At 44.1% G+C, this 23666-nt stretch carries 19 protein-coding genes and 1 pseudogene; 1 reads left to right on the forward strand and 19 read right to left on the reverse strand.

What is annotated here, in order from left to right:
- Nucleotides 1-31 precede the first annotated feature (31 nt).
- From OIT45_RS11590 to OIT45_RS11680, 19 genes and pseudogenes are all read right to left on the reverse strand, one after another.
- Entirely contained in the window at nucleotides 32-1387 is a 1356-nt protein-coding gene (locus OIT45_RS11590; protein WP_199404390.1) for a DnaD domain protein, read from the reverse strand.
- 18 nt (nucleotides 1388-1405) lie between these two features.
- The gene (gene coaE, locus OIT45_RS11595; RefSeq protein WP_071707269.1) at nucleotides 1406-1999 is read right to left on the reverse strand and encodes a dephospho-CoA kinase; all 594 of its coding nucleotides are present in this window, start codon (nucleotides 1997-1999) and stop codon (nucleotides 1406-1408) included.
- A gap of 4 nt (nucleotides 2000-2003) precedes the next feature.
- Nucleotides 2004-2837 carry a bifunctional DNA-formamidopyrimidine glycosylase/DNA-(apurinic or apyrimidinic site) lyase gene (mutM, locus tag OIT45_RS11600; RefSeq protein WP_199404391.1) on the reverse strand — a complete coding sequence of 278 codons (834 nt, stop codon included), beginning with the start codon at nucleotides 2835-2837 and terminating at the stop codon, nucleotides 2004-2006.
- Nucleotides 2838-3026: 189 nt separating this feature from the next.
- A pseudogene (gene polA, locus OIT45_RS11605) lies at nucleotides 3027-5739 on the reverse strand (DNA polymerase I).
- A 104-nt stretch (nucleotides 5740-5843) separates the two neighbouring features.
- Nucleotides 5844-6569, reverse strand: coding sequence for a Bax inhibitor-1/YccA family protein (locus tag OIT45_RS11610; protein ID WP_003609382.1), 726 nt, complete (start codon nucleotides 6567-6569; stop codon nucleotides 5844-5846).
- 145 nt (nucleotides 6570-6714) lie between these two features.
- Nucleotides 6715-8028, reverse strand: a complete 1314-nt coding sequence (murC, locus tag OIT45_RS11615) for a UDP-N-acetylmuramate--L-alanine ligase (RefSeq protein WP_264330339.1) — start codon at nucleotides 8026-8028, stop codon at nucleotides 6715-6717.
- A gap of 127 nt (nucleotides 8029-8155) precedes the next feature.
- The gene (locus tag OIT45_RS11620) at nucleotides 8156-8566 is read right to left on the reverse strand and encodes a hypothetical protein (protein WP_264340095.1); all 411 of its coding nucleotides are present in this window, start codon (nucleotides 8564-8566) and stop codon (nucleotides 8156-8158) included.
- 15 nt (nucleotides 8567-8581) lie between these two features.
- Entirely contained in the window at nucleotides 8582-9220 is a 639-nt protein-coding gene (gene ytpR, locus OIT45_RS11625) for a YtpR family tRNA-binding protein (protein WP_003609376.1), read from the reverse strand.
- A 29-nt stretch (nucleotides 9221-9249) separates the two neighbouring features.
- A complete protein-coding gene (gene pepA, locus OIT45_RS11630) occupies nucleotides 9250-10323 on the reverse strand; it encodes a glutamyl aminopeptidase (RefSeq protein ID WP_003609374.1) in 1074 nt (357 codons plus the stop codon).
- A 20-nt stretch (nucleotides 10324-10343) separates the two neighbouring features.
- The gene (udk, locus tag OIT45_RS11635; protein ID WP_003609372.1) at nucleotides 10344-10976 is read right to left on the reverse strand and encodes a uridine kinase; all 633 of its coding nucleotides are present in this window, start codon (nucleotides 10974-10976) and stop codon (nucleotides 10344-10346) included.
- A gap of 41 nt (nucleotides 10977-11017) precedes the next feature.
- Nucleotides 11018-12388, reverse strand: coding sequence for a sensor histidine kinase (locus tag OIT45_RS11640; RefSeq protein WP_199404394.1), 1371 nt, complete (start codon nucleotides 12386-12388; stop codon nucleotides 11018-11020).
- Nucleotides 12389-12399: 11 nt separating this feature from the next.
- A complete protein-coding gene (locus tag OIT45_RS11645; RefSeq protein WP_003609369.1) occupies nucleotides 12400-13110 on the reverse strand; it encodes a response regulator transcription factor in 711 nt (236 codons plus the stop codon).
- A gap of 153 nt (nucleotides 13111-13263) precedes the next feature.
- The gene (locus tag OIT45_RS11650) at nucleotides 13264-14484 is read right to left on the reverse strand and encodes an MFS transporter (RefSeq protein ID WP_199404395.1); all 1221 of its coding nucleotides are present in this window, start codon (nucleotides 14482-14484) and stop codon (nucleotides 13264-13266) included.
- Nucleotides 14485-14607: 123 nt separating this feature from the next.
- The gene (locus OIT45_RS11655) at nucleotides 14608-15561 is read right to left on the reverse strand and encodes a DMT family transporter (protein ID WP_003609365.1); all 954 of its coding nucleotides are present in this window, start codon (nucleotides 15559-15561) and stop codon (nucleotides 14608-14610) included.
- Between the two features lie 230 nt (nucleotides 15562-15791).
- On the reverse strand, nucleotides 15792-16811 hold the full coding sequence (locus OIT45_RS11660) for a WxL protein peptidoglycan domain-containing protein (RefSeq protein WP_135485622.1): 1020 nt from the start codon (nucleotides 16809-16811) through the stop codon (nucleotides 15792-15794).
- Nucleotides 16812-16927: 116 nt separating this feature from the next.
- Entirely contained in the window at nucleotides 16928-17899 is a 972-nt protein-coding gene (locus tag OIT45_RS11665) for a WxL protein peptidoglycan domain-containing protein (protein ID WP_199404396.1), read from the reverse strand.
- Nucleotides 17900-17972: 73 nt separating this feature from the next.
- Nucleotides 17973-19106, reverse strand: a complete 1134-nt coding sequence (rpoD, locus tag OIT45_RS11670) for an RNA polymerase sigma factor RpoD (RefSeq protein WP_199404397.1) — start codon at nucleotides 19104-19106, stop codon at nucleotides 17973-17975.
- Nucleotides 19107-19120: 14 nt separating this feature from the next.
- A complete protein-coding gene (gene dnaG, locus OIT45_RS11675; protein ID WP_135485620.1) occupies nucleotides 19121-21028 on the reverse strand; it encodes a DNA primase in 1908 nt (635 codons plus the stop codon).
- Between the two features lie 502 nt (nucleotides 21029-21530).
- Nucleotides 21531-22571 (reverse strand): IS30 family transposase, encoded by a 1041-nt coding sequence (locus OIT45_RS11680; protein WP_199404398.1) that lies wholly within the window; start codon nucleotides 22569-22571, stop codon nucleotides 21531-21533.
- Nucleotides 22572-22787: 216 nt separating this feature from the next.
- Here OIT45_RS11680 and OIT45_RS11685 point away from each other — a divergent pair, with 216 nt between their 5' ends.
- Entirely contained in the window at nucleotides 22788-23597 is an 810-nt protein-coding gene (locus OIT45_RS11685; RefSeq protein WP_199404399.1) for a ParA family protein, read from the forward strand.
- The last annotated feature ends 69 nt before the right edge of the window (nucleotides 23598-23666 follow it).

A 23666-nucleotide genomic window follows, 5' to 3' on the forward strand; every position in this document is an offset into this window, starting at 1 on the left:
CGATTCAGATGAAATGTTTCATCAGCCATTGTTAATTCTCCTTGTTAGTCTGTTGTCGACGAGCGCGGAGTTGCGCCAGTTGATCCTTAGCGGCCTGAGCAGCCTCTTCAGAAACAGTTGAAGCTGTTTGGTTTTCCCAATCGGGTCGCGTTTCCTTAACCTGCGCTGGACGTTGCCATTGACGACCATTTGATCGACTCGCAACTTGCTTTTCTTGCTTGGTTTGGCGTGACTTCGCACGGCGTTGCAAGTACTCAAGTGCGCCGACAGCAGTGGTGACCTTTGCTTGTGCCCAATCGTTAACAATTGTTTGTAGCAACGCTTTATTCAGGGTTGCCTTCTTTTCAACAACTGTCAATTCGTAAAGCATCACATTCAAGACTTCCGGTGCTACTTTGTCTAATTGTGCAATGTCTTCCAACGCCTTGACTTCAGCATCGGTCACAAAGCCACCACTCACTTCGCGCAAGTTTTTTAAGAATACAAGTGGTGCGGTATTCTTAGCAGATTGAATAATCGCTTCAGCTGGACTCTTGACGTTCGTATCCGGCGTCGCCTGCGTTGCTTCGTCTGGCTTTGAGGTCGCCAATTCAGTATGGTGACGTTGGTCAGATTGATAGCTCTTTTTAAGCATTGTGCGAATCGCATCCATATCAATGCCGTTGTCAGGCGTAATCGTCGCCTGAATAACGCGTACCAAATCAACATCCCCTAAGCCATACAAATTTTTAACAATCGTCAAGTCCGCCTCATGCTTGCGAACGGTCGACGCAGACACACCAAATGTGCGTAGCATGTCAGTCAAAAGTGCCACGTCAACGGATTTGGCCGATTGATGCAGTTGCTTTTGCAAGTCGCTCTTCGTGTCGTCGTTGTTTAAGGGTGCTTCTGGCAACTTTTCAAATGACACATTACCCATCATGTCAAAGAAGGTTGTTGAAACATTCACACCCGGAATCATCGCGTCCTTTGGCTTAATGTCATCGACCAATTGTTGGAATAGTTCATCACCCAAATAATGCGCAAGTAAACTTGATAGCATGGTATCAGCCAAAAAGGCCTTCATGGTCATCGGTGGAAAGAGACGATAAACCCATTGTGACCCGAAACTTGTGTCTTGGCGATAGGTCTTAATTAGGCCCATTCCTTCCAGGTTCTGACGAGCTGACAAAAAATCGTGTTGGCTAATTGCTAATTGATCAAGCAAATCAACGTGCAGATTCTGAGCATCTGGCGTTTCGCCCATCATTGCCCAGGCTAAATAAAGTGTAAACGCATCACGCCCAATAATTGGCAAGTAAACCTTGGTTAGCGATTGTACAGCGCCAAGGTCAATTGGTTCATCATACATCAGCCGATAATGCTGACGAATTGAAAACTCAGCCATGTCGGCCTCCTTGTTAATTTAGTGTGGTAATGCTGCTAAAACAGCATCAACTTGTGCATAAGTTTCAGCAATAGTGCCTGAATTGTCGATGACATAGTCAGCTAATTTTTCTTTCTCTGCCATTGGCATTTGCGAATTCATGCGTTTGCGAGCCTCATCGGCCGATAATTGGTTACGAGCCATTAATCGTTCCTGCTGGACATCAGCCGGAACCGTTACAACCATGACTGCATCTGCGCCGGCTGCATTCTTCCCTTCCAATAACAATGGAATGTCCAACACAATGAGTGGTACACCTGCTGCTGCGTATGCGTCAGCCTGTGCTCGCATGCTTGCTTGGACACGCGGATGCGTAAATTGATTTAATTTCGCTAATTTCGCTGGGTTACCAAAGACAACAGAGCCTAATGCTTTGCGGTTCAGCGTGCCATCTGGTTGCAACATCTCTTCACCGAACTCAGCCACAATATCCATTAGTGCGGGTTGTCCAGGTTCGACAACTTCACGCGCAATGACATCCGCATCTAGTACCGGAATACCTAGTTCTTTAAAGTGGTTGGATACAGTTGACTTACCGGTCGCAATGCCACCAGTTAATCCCAATTTAAACATGTTTTTAATCCTTTACTACTTGGCAAACAGGGCAATAAGTTGTCCCACGTTGTGCAACTTTCATCTTCTCAAGTGGGTGTCCACAACGTAGACACGGTTCACCAACGCGACCGTATACTTGTAACTCGTTTTGGAATTCGCCTGCTTCACCAAACGCTGTTGTAAAGCTGTGCACAGTGGTGCCGTGGTGTTCAGTCGCGCGGGTGATTTCATGAATGATATTCTCACGCAAACGTGCCAGTTCATCCTCACTTAGCTTGTTAGCCGCTGTTAACGGGTGAATTTGTGATTGCCATAGTGTCTCATCAACATAAATATTGCCTAAACCAGCAATGTGGCTTTGATCAAGTAAAAATGGCTTGACGTGCATCCGTGACTTCGCAAATTCACTTACCATATATGCCAACGACAAATCCTTTTCAGTTGGCTCTGGACCAATTTTTGCCAGTCCAGCGACCTGTAATGCGTCAGCATCTGGAACCAGGTTCATGCGGCCAAATTTGCGTGTATCACGATAAAACAGGTCAATGCCCTCATCAAGATGGAATGTGACCAGGTCATGCTTACCAGGTTCAGTACCCGCTGGAACAGTGTAATAAGCCCCTTCCATACGTAAGTGTGACACCATGGTTAAGCCACCAGAGAATCGGAATAGCAAATATTTACCGCGTCGATCCACTTTTTCAATTGTTCGGCCAACTAATTCAGCATCAAATTCTTCTGGTGCCATGCCGCTGATTGTCTTTTCCCAGCGCACCTCTGTACCGAGTACTTTACGTCCTACTACTAGTCGTGTCAGACCACGACGAACTGTCTCAACTTCTGGTCCTTCTGGCATGATTAACCGCCTTTCCGACCGTTTATTTCATCTACGGTCATGTGTCATTTATCTTATTTAGTTTACCATTTTTAACAGGTGACGGTTAGACATAAAATACAATCTCAGCAACATAAATTTTTAGGTAAAAAACAGGTAACGTATATAAAAAGACTCGGCAAATGAATTGTCGAGTCTTCAAAATATCTATTACTTAGCGTCGTACCAGCTCTTACCTTCGTGACTAGCAACTGATAGTGGCACATCCAACTTAACAGCAGAATCCATGATGCGTGGCACAAGCTCATGCAATGCTTCAATTTCGCTTGCCGGAGCCTCGAAGATCAATTCGTCGTGCACCTGAAGCAACATCTTAGCTTGCAACCCGGCATCAGTAATGGCTTGTTGCATGTTAATCATTGCAATCTTGATAATGTCGGCGGCTGATCCCTGAATTGGTGAATTCATCGCCGTACGTTCCGCAAAACTACGAGCGTTAAAGTTCTTCGCCTTAATATCAGGCAAGTAACGGCGGCGGTGAGCAATCGTTTCAACATAGCCCTTTTCACGTGCTGACGCAATAATGTCTTCTGACCATTGCTTAACACCTGGGTATTGTTCAAAGTACGTGTCAATGATTTGCTTAGCTTGCTTACGTGACACACCAATGTTCTTAGCTAAACCAAAGTCAGAAATACCATAAACAATCCCAAAGTTCACGGCTTTCGCTTGACGACGAATGTTGCCATCAACCGTTTCCTCCGGCACTAGACCAAAGATACGACGAGCCGTGGCTGCGTGAATATCTTCACCGTTAATAAACGCTTCTTGTAAGTGCTTATCACCCGTGATGTGGGCCAAAACACGCAATTCAATCTGTGAATAGTCGGCACTAAAAATCATCCAGTCATCTTGACGCGGAATGAAGGCCTTACGAATACGACGACCTTCTTCAATACGCACCGGAATGTTTTGCAAGTTTGGCTCAACTGATGACAAACGACCAGTCTGCGTCAATGTTTGCAGGTAACGCGTGTGGACCTTTGAATCAGAACCGTGAATCACACGTAACAATCCTTCAACGTAGGTTGATTGAATCTTGGCGATTTGACGGTATTCCAAAATTGACGCAACTAGAGGGACATCCCCCATTTGCTCCAACACTTCAACACTGGTTGAATAACCAGTCTTCGTCTTTTTAATAGGTGTGTAGCCCATTTCTTCAAACAAAATCACCCCTAATTGCTTAGGTGATTGAATATTGAATTCATGACCTGCTTGTTGATAAATCGTTTGCTCGAGTTCTGACAAACGTTCCGTCAACTTGCTACGCATTTCAAGTAACGTGTTGGCATCGACCGTAATACCCGTAGCTTCCATGTCAGCTAGCACATAGGTCAATGGCAACTCGATTTCTTCGTACAAATTCGTTTGCTCATGATCAGCTAACTTTTTAGTCAACGGCGCCTTCAAGTACTGAATAGCCATTGCTTTGCGTCCAAGGTGTTCAAACAAGTCCTCATCAGCTTCAGGAATGGCAAACTTAGCTCCCTTGCCATAAACCTCTTCATCAGTACGAACGGCATAGTAGCCGTTTTCGTGGGCTAATGCGCCTAAATCGTTGTTATTGTCGTTTGTGTCTAGCAAGTAAGCGACTAACAACAAGTCGAAATCAACTGCTGGGAACGTTACACCCAGACGACGCAACGCAACGATGGTTTCCTTAGCGTTAAAGACGTTCTTTTTAATGGCTGGGTCTTGCAACAGCTTGTTGACAGGTGTACCTTGCACCAACAACTCAATATCGCGGCTGACAAAGTAGCCATGTTCATTATTACCAATTGCGAAACCAACAGGTGCGGCTGTGTGGTAATTATCGCCATCAAGCTCTAGATAAAAGCTGACCTCATCACCCAATTGTTCAATATGGGTCAAGTTCGTAGCTGTTAACTCACGAACTTCCAATGCTGTATTGCTCATATCGTGAACAGGATCACCGTTCTCATCAGCCGCATCGTGTAGCGGTGCCGGAATAGTGTGACCTTGATTAGCCAGCTTCACTAGTTGTGCCTTGAAGTCTAGATGTTGATAAAACGGAATAATCGCATCATAGTCCGGCCCTTGATAAGTTAAGTCAGTCAATGTGTAATCAACTGGTGCATTCGTGCGAATTGTGGCCAAGTCACGTGACAACAATGCATCTTCCTTACCAGCGACCAACTTTTCCTTTTGCTTAGAGGCCTTCATTTCATCAATGCGCTCATACATTTCTGGAATGGTGTGGTATTCCTTCATCAACTTAATCGCTGTCTTAGGACCGATACCAGCAACACCAGGATAATTGTCACTCGTGTCACCTTGAAGGCCCTTAACCTCAACGATTTGGGCGGCTGTCAAACCATCATACACTTCAGCAACCATTGCTGGTGTGTAGTGGTCCATTTCAGTAATTCCCTTTTTAGTTACCCAAACAGAAACATCGTCGGTTACCAATTGCGTCATATCACGGTCTCCCGTCACAATCGTCACCGTATATCCGGCTGCTTCTCCCATACGGGCAGTTGTCCCGATGATATCGTCGGCTTCGTAACCAGGAAGTTCGTAAGACTTGATACCGTGCAATTCAACCATCTTACGCAATGGCTCAAATTGTTCAACCAATTCTTGAGGCGTCTTATCGGTTTCCCTTATAGTTGTCAAACTTTCCTGTACGGAAGGTCGTCTTACCGGCATCCCACGCAACCAACGCCAAATCAGGCTTAAACGGATCAACAATACCGTCCAACAGGTTATTGAAGCCTACCAAAGCGTTTGTGTGTAGTCCTTCGTGATTTACAAAACGGTCAACTTGGTTAATCAGTGCATAAAACGCACGAAAAGCCAGTGAGTTACCATCAATCAATAGTAATGTTGGTTTTGCCATGTTTATCTCATTTCCGGGTGACGTTTCACCCACCGTAGTCATATCTTAAGTGTAACAGAAAAGCGCCTCGCAAGTAACGAGACGCTTTAATATTTGTAACGGTTTTAATCGCGTGATCCACCGAATGCAGTGAACAATTGAATCATGTAGATGAACAAGTTGATGAAGTCCATGTATAGTGACAAAGCACCAGACACGGCCATACCTTGTTCCATATCTGCATCACCAGCAAATTGCATGTACATTGCCTTCAAACGGTTCATGTCGTATGCCGTAAACAATGCGAAGACAATCACACCAACAACTGACAAGAACATGTAGACAATGCTGTTAAAGAAGAACAAGTTGATAATCCCACCGATAATCAACGCAATCAATGAACCAAACAAGATAGATGACATTGATGCCATTGACTTCTTAGTTGTCACACCGTACAAAGCCATACCAGCAAACAAGAAGGCTGTCGTCAAAAACGCCGTTGCCAACGTTCCGATTGGTGTTACCATACCGATTACCGTGAACATCAAACCGTTCAGCACCGCAAATCCCATCAACATACCGAATGCTTGGGCTGGATTTTGGTAAACACGCTTACCGAACAAGTAAACGAAACCGAACACAACCCCAATCATGATGATTGATGAAATTGGGCTACTGAAAATCGTTGCGATTTGGCGCGCAAACATGGTAATACCCAAGTATGCTGTAACCGCCGTTACCAACAAGGCCAAAGCCATGTATGTGTAAACCTTCTTAAAGAAACTGTTCAAGCCCTGCATATCTGGGTTAACCAGACGTGGCTCTTGTTGTTCAAATCCAAAATTATCCATACTTTTAATACCTCTTTCGTTGTCCGCAGACAATGTTTTGGTTAACTACCCCAATGCTTATATTATAACAAAAACCTTAACCGAAACTCTATGGTTCAGTTAAGGTTTTTCGTTGTTTTTTACTGTAGGTTTGATTGCGTGTTGGCTAAATCTTTTCAAATGCAAACTCTGTGTTCTGCAAATCACCGGCACCCATGAAGATGAAGACACCCTCTTCGTGATCCAACAATGGTGCGACGTTAGTTGGTGAAACGATACCACCAAACTTTGAAATCTTAGCACCCAAGTCTGATGATGAAATATCACCAGCGGCTTCACGTGCTGAAGCAAAGATTTCCGTCAAATAAACCTTGTCGGCCAATTCAAGTGACTTAGCAAAATCATCTTGGTACGCGATTGTACGTGAGAATGTGTGCGGTTGGAAGACGGCAACCAGCTCACGACCTGGGTACTTTTGACGCGCCGCATCCAATGTCGCCGTAATTTCTGATGGGTGGTGTGCGTAGTCATCGATGATGGTTACGGGGCCAACTTGCTTCTCAGTAAAGCGGCGCTTAACACCCTTAAAAGACAACAACTCCTTGCGAACAAGGTCGCCATCAATCTTTTCGAAGTACGCAACAGCAATGACGGCCAAAGAGTTTAGCACACCGTGTTGTCCGAACAAAGGTACTTCGAAGTTACCCAAGAACTCATCATGGTAGTACACGTCAAAGCTAGAACCAGTTGTTGAACGCTTGATATCAGTTGCGTAGAAGTCATCTGTTTCTGGGTTTGTACCGTAGAAGTATACTGGTACATCCACCTTCATTTGGCGAAGTTGTGGATCGTCACCCCAGGCAAAGATCCCCTTCTTAACATTGTTTCCGAATTCTTCGAAAGCGCTACGTACATCATCAACACCTGTGTAGTAATCAGGGTGATCGAAGTCGATGTTCGTCATAATGGCATAGTCCGGTGTGTAGTCTTTAAAGTGGCGACGGTATTCGTCAGCTTCAAAAATGAAGAAGCGTGCGTCAGGCACACCCTTACCAGTACCATCACCAATCAAGTAAGATGTTGGGGCAATACCAGCCAAAACGTGGGCCAACAAACCGGTCGTTGATGTCTTACCGTGAGCACCAGCAACACCAATTGACGTGTATTGCTTAATTAGGCTTTCAACCATGTCAGGGTAAGTCACAACCGTCACTTGATCCCCCATTGCCAAGGCTGCGGCAACTTCCACTTGATCATCAGTAAAGGCGTTTCCACGAATAATCGTCATACCTGGCTTAATGTTTGCTGCGTCGAATGAATACATTGGAATACCCGCGGCTGCCAAAGGCTTTTGCGTAAAGGTATATTCATCAATGTCAGAACCAGCGACTTGTAGGCCTTGATCGTGAAGAATCAAAGCAAGCGCACTCATACCTGAGCCCTTAATTCCAATAAAGTAGTACAACGTATCTTTGTCCATTTTCATTCGTCCAATCTGTTTGTAAGTAAGACCTATTATACACGTAAAAAGACCTCCAGACAAAAACTCAGCGGAATGTAAAAAAGCCTTAACCATGGATAATTCACGGTTAAGGCTTCACAGTTATTTAGTCTTCGAAATACGATGTTTCGCTTTTAGCAGCCACGCTTGCTTCTTCTGATAAAATATCATCCAAACTCAAGCCCAGACCTGTTTTAACATGCGTGTGAGCATGCTTTTCATGGGTCACTACTGGTGCTTCGCTGACCGCAACTGAGGCAACTGGCTTGGTAGGGACTGCCTCCATTACCGCTTGCGGTTGCAATGTTTCCACAATAATTGGCTCAGTTGGTTCAGCCACGATTGGCGCTTCAACCACTTCAGGTTCAACTGCCGGCTCGGCAAGTACATCAACGGCGTCTTCAGACGAATTTGCCCACATGACATAAGCCGTCTTAGCTAACATCAAGTGCGCAACTTGCTCATCGTAGTTTTCCATTAGACGTTCATAAAAGACGATGGGACGACGATCAGCCATGCTGTTACCCCCGTCTTATTGGAACAACGCTTGGGCTTCGGCTGAGCTTGCGTCGAACGGCGTGCCCACTTCGGCAAAATCGTCAGGCAAAATCAAAGCACCTGGCACTTGTGGTGCGTTTGGTAAACGCAACTCACGACCAGACGTAATCATACCGTTAGAGGCAACGCCACGCAAAGCACCTGGCCAGATAATCAAACCTGAAGGCATCATGGCACCAACCTTAGCAACAACAACCTTAATACCTTGGCGCATGTTTGGTGAGCCTGACACGATTTGCACGCGTTCATCGTTATCTACGACCGTCGTTGTCACTTGCAAGTGATCTGAGTCTGGGTGTGGCTCTGCAGACTCAACGTACCCAACAACAAACTTAGGTGTCGTATCAGCTACCAATACATCCTCAAATCCAGCAGTTGCAAGCACATCGTTCAACTTGGCAACTTGTTCTTCAGTCAAAATAACTTGGCCGTTAACATCAGACAAATCAAGAATTTGTGAAGCGTTCAAAAAATTCAATCCCAAAAGGTTGTTGTCCTTATCAGCAAGGCGTACAACATCTCCCTTTTGTGTTGCGGTGTGCTCAGCTGCAGGCGCAGTCAACACAACCAAAACATCACCCATTCCTGCTGGGTTATAGCTGGCAATCAACATCTTGTCAGTCTCCGTTTCTTTTTTATTTATTAGTCACCGTAAATGATGTCATTTACAGTTGTCTTATCAAGCTTTTGTGCAAGTGTTTCAACCAGTGCTTGAGCAGCTTCAAAATCTGAAACTGACCAAACCGTCTGGTGCGTGTGAATGTAGCGTGACGCAACACCCAATGCAACTGATGGCACACCAGACAATTGTGATTGTGCGCCGTGTGCGTCAGTACCACCCTTGGCGACGAAGTATTGCAAAGGAATACCGGCATCATGGGCGGTATCCAAGACGAATTCCTTCAAACGCAATGGCATGATGACACCCGGATCGTACACGCGCAACAAGGCACCGTGGTCCATTTGACCTTGGCCTTGTTCTGATTGCGTATCATCAGCTGCAGATGAATCAAGGGCAAAGAAAATATCAGGTTGCAATTGGTTAACGGCCGGGCCGACACCACGCAGACCAACTTCTTCTTGGACGTTAGCCCCCATCATCAACGTATTAGGCAGTGCGACACCTTGTAAGTTCTCAAGTGCATTCAAAATCGTGACCAAACCAAAACGATTGTCCCAACTCTTTGACACAACGCGCTTGCCATTAGCCAACATTTCCGTTTTAACAGCTGGCACAATGAAGTCACCCGGGTGAACACCGAATGAAATTGCTTCATCAGCTGACGTAAAACCACCATCAAACAAAATGTCTTGAATCTTCGGTGCTCCATTCACACCACCTTCACGCAAAAAGTGTGGTGATACGGCTGAAGACACAACTGGGTATTGGTTATCGCGTGTAAAGAGTGTGAAGCGTTGCGCCGATACTGTATAAGGGTTCCAACCACCAACTGGGTCAACCACCAACATACCGCGTGGCGTAATTTGCGTCACGATGAAACCAACTTCGTCCATGTGAGCGCCAATCATGATACGTGGCGCATCAGCATTCTCGTTGTGACGAATGCCATAGATACCACCCAAACCATTTTGAACAACTTCATCAACGAGCGGCGTCAAATCCTCACGAAAGGCCTTGCGAACGGCATGTTCTTGACCAGAGGTTCCTTGCAACTCAGTATACTTTACAATACGATTCCAAATACGTTCTTCCATGTTGTGTCACACTTTCTTTTTTACTTGTGCAAATCTAGAATGGCGCGGATTTGCGCTTCCAACATGCCAATACCAACAACGTTAGCGCCACCTTCTGGCAAAATAATGTCAGCGTATCGCTTCGTTGGTTCAACGAATTGGTGATACATAGGCTTAACGGTTGCCAAGTATTGGTTTACAACTGATTCTGTCGTACGACCGCGTTCGACAATGTCGCGTTGCATGCGACGAATGAAACGCAAGTCGTCATCTGTGTCAACGTAGACCTTGATGTCTAACATGTCACGCAATTCTGGTTCAGTGAACAGCAAGACACCTTCAACGATAATAACGTCTGAAGCTTCAACCGTTACCGTCTTATCAGAACGCGTGTGCGCAGCGTAGTCATACGTTGGTTGTTCGATTGATTCGCGTTGCAACAATTGCTTCAATTGTGCAATCAACAAATCATTATCCAATGAATCTGGGTGATCATAGTTCGTTGCAACACGTTGCGTCATACTCTTATCACTTTGATCCTTGTAGTAAGCGTCTTGTGGAATCATAACCACAGACTCACCCTTCAAACGCTCGATGATTTCACGGCTAACCGTTGTCTTACCAGAACCTGAGCCACCAGTAACTCCGATAACAACTGGACGTGAATTAGACATAATACAATCCTCTTTCTTCAATTCAATTCTTTAAATATAACTTATTGTAGGGGTAGTGTCACTGTAATGGTTGTCCCAACACCAACCTGGCTATCCAAGTCAATGGTACCCTTAGCTTGATTCACTAGGTCATTGACAATGGCAAGCCCAAGGCCTGTGCCAGGTATCGTTTGATTACGTGACTTATCAATGCGATAAAAGCGCTCGAATATACGGTTTTGTTGTTCACTCGGAATCCCCAAACCAGTGTCTTTAACAGCCACGACAAATTCAGAAGCTGTGACCATAGCAGAAACCTTTACCAACCCATTGTGGCGGTTGTATTTAACAGCATTAACAATTAAGTTGGTTAAAATTTGACGAAGCACAGTTGCATCCTGCGTAACCGTAAAGGATGGCGCAACCTCATTCTGAAGTGTCAACTGTTGCTTGTCAGCATTTTCTGCCTGGGACTTGAATATATCATTCACCATATCCGACAACTTAATTGGTGTGGCAGTTTCCTGTCGTTCAGGCACTTTGGCGATTGTCAAAATATCTTCTGTCAATTCTAACAAACGATTCGTTTCCGTTTGAATAATCGTTAAGAACTCTTGGCGAGCCTCTGGATCCTCCTGAGCACCGCTCAATAGCGTTTCTGTAAAGCCAGAAATTGCTGTCAACGGTGTGCGCAATTCGTGCGACGCATTCGCGATAAAGGCACTCTGCATATCTTGCATTTGCGTGACCTCAGTCATGTCGTAAAGCAAGACCAACAATTCGTGGTGTCGTTCGCGTGTCTCGTAATAAACCAGTGACACATCGACAATTCGCGCATCTAATTTAACTAACTCGCGGACATGTGTTTGACGCTTAAGTGACTGCTCAAACAATGACAATAGTCGGTGATTCTTAATAACGTCATCATATTGTCGGCCGACGACATTTTGAGTCAAACCAAGAAGCGCTTGGGCTTGTGGATTTGTCTGAATAATCGTTCGCTCTGGCGTAATACGTAGTGCGCCAAGTGGCATATTAGCCATCAACGCAGCCAATGTACTACCTTGCTGTTGTAACAACTTGATGCGATTTCGATTGAGGCGTTGAACATCATTAATCGCTTCAGCCAACGGTGCCAATGAATCGTCAGGACGCATCAGAATGTGTCCGGCACGCGTATTGTCCGTTTGCAAATCGCGGAGTTTATCAATGAAAATGGCCATGTGTTGATCACGACGTTGCTGTTGTAAATCCAGTACTAGCGTTGCGACACCCGCCAAAATCATTGACAGCAATAACAGCAAATGTGCTTTTGGCATTCGCGTTTCATCACCTGTTAACGCAGCAACCAGGAAAAGCCCCCAGATTAGCACGAAGAACAAGGCCCAGAAAATGACAAAGCGTTTCGCATTATGCATTAATTCTGATTGCATGATAGTCCTCCCTATTCAGCTGTCGCTTGATTATCAAAACGGTAACCAAAACCACGAACCGTCTTTAGATGGACGGGATGTTTTGGATCGTTCTCAATCTTGTCACGCAGGTGCGAAAGGTGCATGTCAACCATGCGTGTGTCAGGCCCCGTAAATTCGTAGCCCCAAACACCGTGCAGAATTGTTTCACGACTTAATACACGTCCCTCACGTTCAGCCATATAAGCCAGCAATTCATATTCCTTCGGTGTCAGTTTAATAACCTCACCATCGCGCTGCACAACCATCTTGTCAAAATCGATTTTGATATTACCGAATTGCTTCGTCTTATTCTCGCTTTTGTTCTCAGGTGTCGTCACGTCGAAGCGACGTAGCACAGCCCGCACACGGGCAATGACCTCACGAGGGCTGAATGGCTTGGTCACATAATCGTCCGCCCCAATTTCTAGGCCCAAGATTTTATCAACTTCCTCGTCCAAAGCAGTCAACATGATAATGGGAATGCGGTTCTTTTCAGCACGCAATTCACGGGTGACTTCAACGCCACTTTTACCTGGTAGCATCACATCCAACAGCATAATGTCAATTGGTTGTTCTGCCAGGGTTGTAATTGCACTTGGCCCATCTGTAGCACTGACAACATCAAAACCAGACTTCTTCAGGTTATAAGTTAGCAGTGTCACCAGAGAAGGTTCATCATCAACAACTAAAACTGTCGTCATCACGGTAACTCCTGTAATTAATATTACTTCTAGTGTACCACGACTTTACCGGCTTCTGACTTGTAATTCTAATTTTTCGCCTTAAGTGAATGAACATTCGTTTAATTAAATAAGCAAAATAAAAAGGCATCACTGCCTTTTGTGTAAATCGCGTTATGCTTGCGCCAATTTCGACGCATGCTTGCGACTGATTTTCTTAATAACAAACATGCCAACGAGCATCATGGCACCAAGGAGGAACACTGTCCACTCCCTCATTTCTGAAACGCCATAACCAAACGATATTGTAATGATTGGTGCAAATAAATCGGTAGCAAAGAATGAAATACCAAACACACGCCCCAAGTATTCCGGCGCACTATCTTGTTGTCGGACGGTATTAATCTTAATGACAAATGACGCCCGTGCAAAGCCGTTCAAGATCACGAGAATGACGAATACCCACAACGTTTGCACAAACGTGCCTAATAAAAATGCAACGCCCAACACATAAAAGTCCCAGTAAAGGGTCTTCAATGAATTTAGATGTGGTAGACGGGCAAACAGCAGACCAGCCACGATACCGGCTACCGCAGCCAGCGTCAAAGCGGTCGAATAATCCGTTGCGGTTCCGTGATAACTGTGTTGAATCAAAAACGGCATTGCGATGATGAATCCTTCGAAGAAGAAATTGCTCCACATCGTTAGCAGCATTGATTCGAACAGCCTTGGCTGTGATACAACATAGCGATAACCACCGATCAAACTTTGCCAAAATGATTCTGAATGAACGCTCTCGTGTTTGGGCGTTGGTTGATACTTAATTGCCAGGTTCAATCCAACTGTAATTAACAACATCACCCCGAAGATTTGTAGGAATGATTGTAGGTCAATCCACTTCAAGTGTAATAGTAGCCCACCAACCAGCGGCCCAAAAGCTTGTCCAGTTGAAAAGGCTGCAGATGCCCAGGCGTTAAAGCGTGCCAAAGCACTCGTCTTAATGACATCCGGCAAAATAGCTCGTGCTGCCGGATAAGCCAATGAAACATCAACATTTAAGATGAACGTTAATGCAAACAATAACCAAAGTTGCGGATGTGCAGGATTAATCACCATCGACAACGTCAACGTCCCAATTGCACCGAACAAATCAGCCCCTAGCAATACCCACTTGCGATTAAAGCGATCCAATACCGAACCGACATACACATCATTCAGCAGATAAACCAGGAAGCCAAATCCGGTTAACCAACCCAATACTTGTGCGTTACCGTAACTTGAAACCAAAAACCAATTTAAGCCAAATCGGTACACCCCATCACCAAAAACTGATGCAAAATTCGAAGCAAGCAATGGAAAACTAAACTTCGCTAATTTCGATTCTCTTTCTTGCATGGTTACCCCTCTCTGAAAAACATAATGTGCTTAGTGTATCAAACTCTGCCTGACTCGTCACTGCCGAATTGTAAACAAAAACCAGAACCAACAATGCGGTTCTGGTTTAAGAATTTCAATTAATTATAGGAACTTAATGAAGACCACACCCGCAGCCATCACAACAACACCCAAGATTTGAATGCGTGACACACTGATCTTAGCTGATCGCCACCAGCCGAATTGTTGAACCAACATAGAACCAACAATTTGACCAATCAATCCCATTGTAATTGTCAATCCAGCACCAATTTGTGGCACTGACAAGACACTGGCAAAGACGAACAAACCACCAAGGATACCACCGAGCCAGTTCCAGCTCTTAGCTTGCTTCAATTCTGACATCTTTGGCAAACGCTTGTCCACGATCAAAGCAACAATCGTAATCAAGATGAAGCCAACGAAGAATGAAATGAATGATCCTTGGGCAGGTGCGTGTAGCAAAGCACCCAAGCGACCATTAATAGCTTGTTGCATCGCTGAGAATGCGCCGGCAATAATTGCCCATACACGCCAACCTAGCAATTCAGTGTGCGTCTCCTTGGCTTGGATTGCCTTATCCATCGCCTCAACATCCTTATTCAAGACGTTTGGCAAAACAACGGCAACGACCACACCGGCAATCAAAATAATCACACCGATAACACGTAGTGCCGTCAAAGGAATTGGTTGTGAACCAAACCAACCAAACGTATCAATAAGCGTACCCATCAAGATTTGGCCAAGGATTGGCAAAACAACTGTTTGAATAGCTCCCAAACGTGGGAATAGCAACACGTTTGATGTCAAATAAATGGCACCTAGTACACCACCCAACCAAATCCAAGCTGGGTTCGATTGAATAAAGGTCATCGTTGGAAATACTTGGTGTGACTTTACGGCACTAACAATCGCCAAAAAGACTGAACCAACCAAAAATGAGATCGCTGCTGAAATAAATGGTGAGCCCACCACCTTCTTCATATCAGCGTTAATAGGGTTTTGGTTCGCAAGCATGAAACCAGCAAACAATGACAAACCTAGAAATACAAAATTCACTGCTCTTCTCCTAAAAAATAAAATCGTTATTAATGAATGCTTTATTATTGTAAGCCTTTAAAGATGTAATGCAAGCATTTTGAGCAATCTATTTTGTGAAAAATAACGCTTTTTATTTTTAGAAACGCCTATTCTAAGCTGTTTTAAATTTTATATGATTGATTTTTCTTCACAAGCTTGTGAAATAAAAAAGAGATTAGTCATCGACTAACCTATTTTTTGACGATATATTAATCTTCCTTACGCTTCAAATCTTCGCGTGGTCCGTTGTGCTTACGACGGCGCTTTGGCAATAGGTATCGACCTGCCAAGAATACAACAACAAAGACAACGATTGGCCAGATTAATAGCTTCCACCAATTAGCTGGATTCTTCCAATCATCAGCCGAATTCACTTGTTGTCCTGCCAATTGTGCAACTTGCGCGGCAGTAACCTTTAACGTACGCGTTTCAGTTGTTTTAACATCACCTGACGCAACAGTCACGTGCACCTTATACGTGCCAACCTTGATTGACTTAATGTTCTTCTTAATGTCGAATGTAAAACTTGATTGTGGCGCGATATCGACGTTGCCATCTTTTTCGTAAACAACCTTATCATTCTTATCTGTCACACTAGTCGTGACGGTGGCATCCTTAACCAACGTGTTTGCCTTGTTGCTCAAAGTAACGCCCAATACACGGTCAGCTGACAAGTCGTTTAGGCTTGCTTTGCCCACTTTAAGCACAGGCTTTACTGGCGTTGTATCGTTTTGTAGAATAACTGGAATTTCAGACGCCGTATTTGAGGTTGTTGATCGTACAAACGAGACACCACCCACTAGTTGTCCCGCGAATGCTTGATCAGGCATCGTGATTGTTCCTTGAACTGACGTTTGGCCTTGAGCTGGAATTGTGACACTACTTTGAATGTCAATGGTATCACCAACCTTATATGGCACTTGTCCCGTTACGTTTTGGCTACCTGTAACGTAGTTCACCTTACCATTTTCGCGTGTTGTCGCTGTACCACCAGTCAAACGAAGCGTCATTTCTGAATCCGTATTGTTCTTAATATAGAACGTTACTTGCTCTTTCTGGCCTGGTGCCAGCTTCAAATCAATCGATGACAAGTTGTTCTTGTCAATTTGAGAAGCTGGAATGTCCGCTGTAATATCATATGCGGGCAATGTGTCTGCTGAAACCGGCTTCGATATGCCAATCAAAGCGAGTGCCAACCCCACCGCATAAACTGCATGTCGTAATTTCATAACCAATAAACCCCTATTTTCGCTTATTATACGTAATTATAATGACTTTTCTTTTAAAATGCACGCAAGTACGCTTTACAGGACTACTGTACTTGATACTTTTGAATAAAGATGTCTTATTTAACTAAGAATCGCATGTTTTTGAACCACATAACTGTCAAAACGATACCAACGATTGCAAATAAACTAACAGCGTATAATAACGCCTCTATGAATGGCACCTTTTTAGGATGTGCTTCATCTGTTGGCGCAGTCTTTTTTGACAGCACGATTTGCTTTTGCCAGGTTTGATTTGTCCCGCTCCAGCTTGCTTGCACCTGAATGCGGTATTTATTGCCTGTCAGGTGCTTGGCATCGTTTTTAACCCAATATGTCATAACTGAATTAGGCGCCAGCTGCGCGTTCCGTCGCGTCTCTACAAGAACCGTTTTATTTGTGGACACATCGATTACTTTTGTTGTAAAAGTTGCGCCGTTAATAAAAGATCCTGAGGTATTCGCAACGGCAATCGCAAAACCAGTTTGTTTATTGACAGTTTCATACGAAACGGCATGAAGTTCTGCCGAAGTTGCCGGCAAATTTCGTGTGTTTCGTGCAAGCACTGCAACGGTTGTTTCTACCGCATCCTGCTTTTGTGTCGCTGTCAGTGAGAAAGAGACTCCACCAGCAATAATCCCATCCACCGGTTCATTCGGCATGGTAATGGTACCAGTGACCTTTGCATCGCCCTTAGGCGCGACTTTAATCGTCTGCTGATCCAAATGAATTAAGTTTTCCATTTGTGGGCCAACGTTCCCAATCACGTGATGATCGTTATATGTGACTTCTCCTAGTGGCGATGTGGATGCAGAGCCCGCAGCAACGTTCAATGACAATTCTGAGTCTGAGTTATTTTTGACGTCAAACGTCACTGATTCAACTTGCTTCGGATTTAGCAATAAATCAAGGTAATTTTTATTTTGACTGTCCAGTTGGGTCTTAGGGATTACCGGCGAAACTGTGTATGGTGCATTATCGTCTGCGGAAACGTGGCGCATCGTCGTAAATGCCAGTATCAACGCCACCAATCCAAAGAGTATTTTTTTCATTTTCTGCTCTCCATGCTTTGACAAAAAAGAAAGGACGAGGTGCAACGCCCTCGCCCTTTTCATTTCGTCTTAATTAGTCCAAGAAATCACGTAATTGCTTTGAACGTGATGGGTGGCGCAACTTACGAAGTGCCTTAGCTTCGATTTGACGGATACGCTCACGAGTAACCCCAAATACCTTACCAACTTCTTCCAAAGTACGCGTACGACCATCTTCCAAACCGAAACGCAAACGCAAAACGTTCTCTTCACGGTCAGTCAACGTGTCCAAAACTGATTCCAATTGTTCCTTAAGCATTTGGTAAGCAGCTGAATCAGCAGGTGAAATGGCTTCATTATCTTCAATGAAGTCTCCCAAGTGTGAGTCATCCTCTTCACCAATTGGTGTTTCCAATGAAACTGGCTCTTGTGCAATCTTCAAAATATCACGGACCTTGTCAGTCACGATGTCCATTTCGGCACCGATTTCTTCAGGCGTAGGTTCGCGACCCAAATCTTGCAACAAGTTACGTTGAATACGAATCAACTTGTTGATTGTTTCAACCATGTGCACAGGAATACGGATTGTACGAGCTTGGTCGGCGATTGCACGAGTAATCGCTTGACGGATCCACCAAGTTGCATAAGTTGAGAACTTGAATCCCTTACGGTAATCAAACTTCTCAACCGCCTTCATCAATCCCATGTTTCCTTCTTGAATCAAGTCCAAGAATTGCATACCACGACCAACGTAACGCTTAGCGATAGAAACAACCAAACGCAAGTTAGCCTCAGCCAATTCTTGCTTAGCAGTTTCATCACCTTGCTCAATACGCTCGGCCAAGGCAACTTCTTCATCACCAGTCAACAATGACACACGTCCGATTTCCTTTAGGTACATACGAACAGGGTCATTAATCTTCATGCCAGTAGGTGCATCAGCAGCTTGCTTCAATTCCTTTTCTGACAACTTTGTCTTCTTGTTTTCAAGCGCACGTGCGGTTGGCTCGCCGTTTTCATCAACGACAGAGATACCAGCTGATTCAATCTTCTCGTATAGTTCATCGATTTGATCAGCATTCAAACGCATTGGCTTTACCAAAGCATCTTGGAGAGCATTTTCTTTAATTTCCTTGTCGGCCTTGAACTCCTTGATGATGTTCTTAACTGCCTTATCAAATTCAGCTTGATCGAACTTTGCTGAATTTGGTGCTTGCTTTTCTGCCATAGCGGCCTCCTTAATTACTTGTGGGTCTGTTGTTCACGTAACGCCGCCATATACTCAACACTAAGTTGAGCGACTAGCGCGTCATTGTGCATTTGATTAGCTTCTTTAATCTGACGCTGTAACCTATTAATTCTATCAGATAATGGGGCATCGTGGCTAATAAATTGAATATACATGCCAACTTGACTACGATCAGCGAATAATTCGTCATCAAAATCATCAAGAGTCGCCAAAATACGTGTCAATTCAGGTTTCTGAACAAAGTCCATAAAGCCTGCCATATCAACAATTGGCTCATTGCCATGTGTCTCACGATAGCCAGTTGCCAACATCAACAGCGTTTCGTATGGTACGTCAACGAACGTAAAGTCTGGTGTGCCAGTCACTTGCAACCAAACATCGTTATCACGGAGCATCCAAGCCAACAGCATTCGTTCAGCTTTTTCAACTCGTGAAATCGTTCGTGGCGTTGGCGCCGGAATTGGTGCCGGTGCATTAGCTTGCCAATCTCCGTTCGGCGCGACCGGATAATTAGGCTCTGGTCGACGGTAACCCGATTGACGATTATTCGTCGACCTAGGGTTAGAACGATTGGCCTGCTGTTGCAGTAGCAATGGACGCAATTGATCTTGCAACGCCTCCATGCCAATGTTGAATTCATCAGAAATTTCACGTAGATAAGTCTCGCGCATAACGGGTTCTGACACCGTTGCAATGACACCTAATACATCACTTACGTAAGCAAACAACTCGGTTTGGTTATTCAGATTGCGATCCGTCTTTAAATAGCGGATATTAAACGCAACTGGATCTTCAGTATTATGTGATAGCACATTCAAAAATGCACTGACATCATTAGCACGTAAGAACTCATCAGGATCTTGATTATCCGGAATGTGAATCACATTCGCCGTAATGTGCCCGTTTTGCGCAACCAAGTCTAACGCACGCTTTGTCGCCTTTTGACCAGCTGCATCAGAGTCATAACTAATTGACACGTTATCAGCCATGCGAGAAAGCACTTGCACCTGTTCTGGCGTCAACGATGTTCCCATTGAGGCAACTCCATTTTGCACGCCGGCTTGGAATGCGGCAATAACGTCCATGAACCCTTCGAACACAACTGCGTGTTTTTGCTTACGAATTGCACCCTTGGCAAGGTCCAAGTTAAACAATTCTTGCGACTTGTTAAACAGTGGACTCTCAGGTGAATTCATGTACTTCGCTTGGGTGTCGTCATTTGACAAACGACGTCCAGAAAACGCGATTGGGTGACTAGCACTATCACGAATTGTAAAAAGCACACGGTTCGTAAAGCGATCGTGCAACGTGCCATCATCCCATTCAATGAACAATTCCGATGAACGTAGCAACTGATAATCTACTTGTTGTTCTTGAAAGTAGTTAATCAACACATCATTTTCAGGTGCGAACCCAAGCATAAATGCATCAATTGTGCCATCATCCAAGCCTCGATTATGTAGGTAATCAAGGGCACCCTCACCTGCCTCGGTATTAACTAGCAAGTGGTGGTACAACTTTGTCGCGTCTGCGTACAATTCACGCAGCGCCTTAATTTGTGGATCAACCACTTCCGTTGCTTCGTCAGATGTGTATGATGCATCTAAATCAACCCCGGCAAATGGGGCAACCTTTGCCACAGCTTGTGGGAAGGTTGCATTATCGATATCCATGATAAAACTAAAGACGTTACCACCACGACCGCATGAGAAGCAGTGATAAATTTGTTTATCTTCATTAACTGAGAAAGACGGTGTACGCTCATCGTGGAACGGGCAAAGCCCAAACAGATTGCGTCCCTGTTTCTTCAGTTGTACATATGGCGAAATGACATCAACGATATTAACACGTTGTCGAATTTCTTCGACCAACTGTTCTGGAATACGTGTTGCGATTGTCATCACCCCCAACTCTAAAAATGACCATTTCCAGCTCTTATAATTATACGCTTGAATGCACAATATGCAAGTAAGTTTGTCAACCCCCATTGAAAGGCTTCAACCGTTGATAAATCAAGGTTTCAATTTTTCAATTAAAATATTATGTAAACTAAAAAGCCACGGGGATTGTCAAGTATCTAACGTAACTTTTTCTTGAAAAAATACCTAACTGCCATCGTAAACGCCTGTATAAAGGCGTTTTTCAGTGCTTTACAATTTGATTACAAAACTCACGATTTAGTGTCCTGAAAATAGGAGGCCTGTATATCAGACAATTCGAAATTGATATATTCATTTTAACGAATATTATTACCGTTTTTATTCATGTTACAAAACATCTCTTTTTGTCACAATTGACACCCAGTTTTAGGTCACACTAAAAAGATCCAATCTTCCACTCCTAAAAATTGGACGCTGAATTTATCTTTTTATTACAATCCGATGACAGATGATCACTGTAGTGCTATGCCAACACCCGTCGAATTCGTGCCATCTGGCGATGCTTTTCAACTGCTCTCTTTCGTCGCATTAAGTCACTGAAGACTTTCCGGGGCGTTTGCCAAGATAAAACTTCCCTTGGATAGTGGTTGATGATGTTCTCTACTCGCTTAATTTCAGCTGGCAGAATTGGTGCCAATGACTGACCTTTCGGGAAAAATTTGCGGATGTCCCGATTGATACGTTCAATGGTTCCCTTCTCTCCTGGACTATAGGCATGCGTGAAATATACCTCGACGTTTGCTTTTGTTAACAAGGACAGCACATTGCTATTGGCAAACTCATGCCCACGATCTGTGGTAATTGATTTCACATTATCTCTTTGCCGATGCAAAAAATCTTTCAGCGCTATACCTATTTGATCATAGCGCTTATGACGCACTTTATAGATTTGAACATATCTTGACTTACGCTCGACAAAGACAAGGAGACTTGTCGACACCCCTTTAGGTGAATCAATGCAATCCATTTCCCAATGACCAACGTTTTGGCGGTTATTGATTTTGAGCGGGCGCTGATCAATTGAGCGTTTAGTGATGAGTTCGCTTTCTTTGTTGGAACGCATAATTTGGGCCATACTAGGAGCGGGCTTATGATATTTATGTGGGATATAAGCGTTTAGTGCAGACACGCCCCGTTTCAGATACCGGTACAATGTCGGCGCCGTCGGCGCGTGTTTAACACCATGTGCAATCATGGGGATTGACCATTTTTTGTCCTCTATCGCTTTTCTGATTCTCGTGAGCGTGGCCTTATCGGTCTGGATTTTCCCCTGTTTGCGGGCGACTCTTCTCCGATAAGCAATCATATCCGCGTACTCCGGATCGTATGGTATTTTGTCTAACGCGACATCAGGTCTTGGACGATTATTTTTAACCTCCGCATAGATTGTCTTCGGTGGGCGCCCTAGTTTAATCGCGATCTGTCTCAAATTTAAATGATGCTGGTAATACCATGACCAAATTAAAAACCGTTCACGACGTGTTATTCTGATATACGCAACCATCCGACTACTCCTTTACTTGTAGATAAATTTATTGTAGTCGATTTCTCCCTCACGATGCGTTAAGTGAACAGTCATTTATTTTTTAGGAGTTTATTAAGGTGCTTGCGCCGTTTTATGAGTGTCTGATATGCTTAATTTACCAAATGGCAATCTTTTACTACTGCAAAAAAATCAACGAAAGTGCCCCTGTAAACCACGATTAGGAGATTTAACGAAATGAAGATTGTCACGTTTTTAGCTGAAAAAGGTGGCGTTGGTAAGACCACTATGGCTTATGAATTTGGTGAGTATTTGGCCAAAGAAAAGCAACACAACGTGTTGTTGGTCGATGTCGATCAACAACTTTCACTCTCAGAAACTTACGGCCTAGTTGACCAACAACAACACTCTAGTGTCAATATGTTTCGCAATATGGATGTCAAAATTCACCACATGTCTGACAATCTAGATTTGATTCCTGGGAGCTTTTTGTTGGAATCACTAGATGTTGAGCTCATGCAACAGGATAATCACCTACATACTTTGAATTTTTGGTTAGAGGACTTTGATAGTATCCACAACTGGGAACAATATGATTACATTATTTTTGATACCCACCCAGATTTTAAAGCTGTAAATCGAGCGGTGGTCATGGCCTCAGATGTTATCATGATGCCGATTGAACCGGAACGGTTTGGCATCTCAGCACGCACAAAACTAGAGAATCGTATCGCTCTTTTTAAAGAGAACAATCGCAATCCATTGAATAGAAATGAGTCTTTGGTTACCGCTGAGTTGTTATTCTTCAATAATAAAATTAATAAACGCCGAATTCATTCACAGAAATTATTGGCAGACACGGCCGACGACCCCAAGGTTGTCGCTAATGTACCAGAGCGTGAGATTTTTAAACATTCCATCGATCAAAGTGTCTCATTAGTTGATATGGCACGTGGTCAGCTAAAAGATCCGCGTATGACTGACCTATTCATCCAAGTATTTGGTGCATTTGATAGTATGCAGGCAGCTATAGACAGAACAAATTAATACAGGAGACTAAAAGAGGTCCGATACGCATTGTATCGAACCTCTTTTTGTTAGGAATCGCAATTTATG

Origin of the sequence: Weissella sp. LMG 11983, from assembly GCF_025908495.1 — a bacterium.
Classification (GTDB): domain Bacteria; phylum Bacillota; class Bacilli; order Lactobacillales; family Lactobacillaceae; genus Weissella; species Weissella fermenti.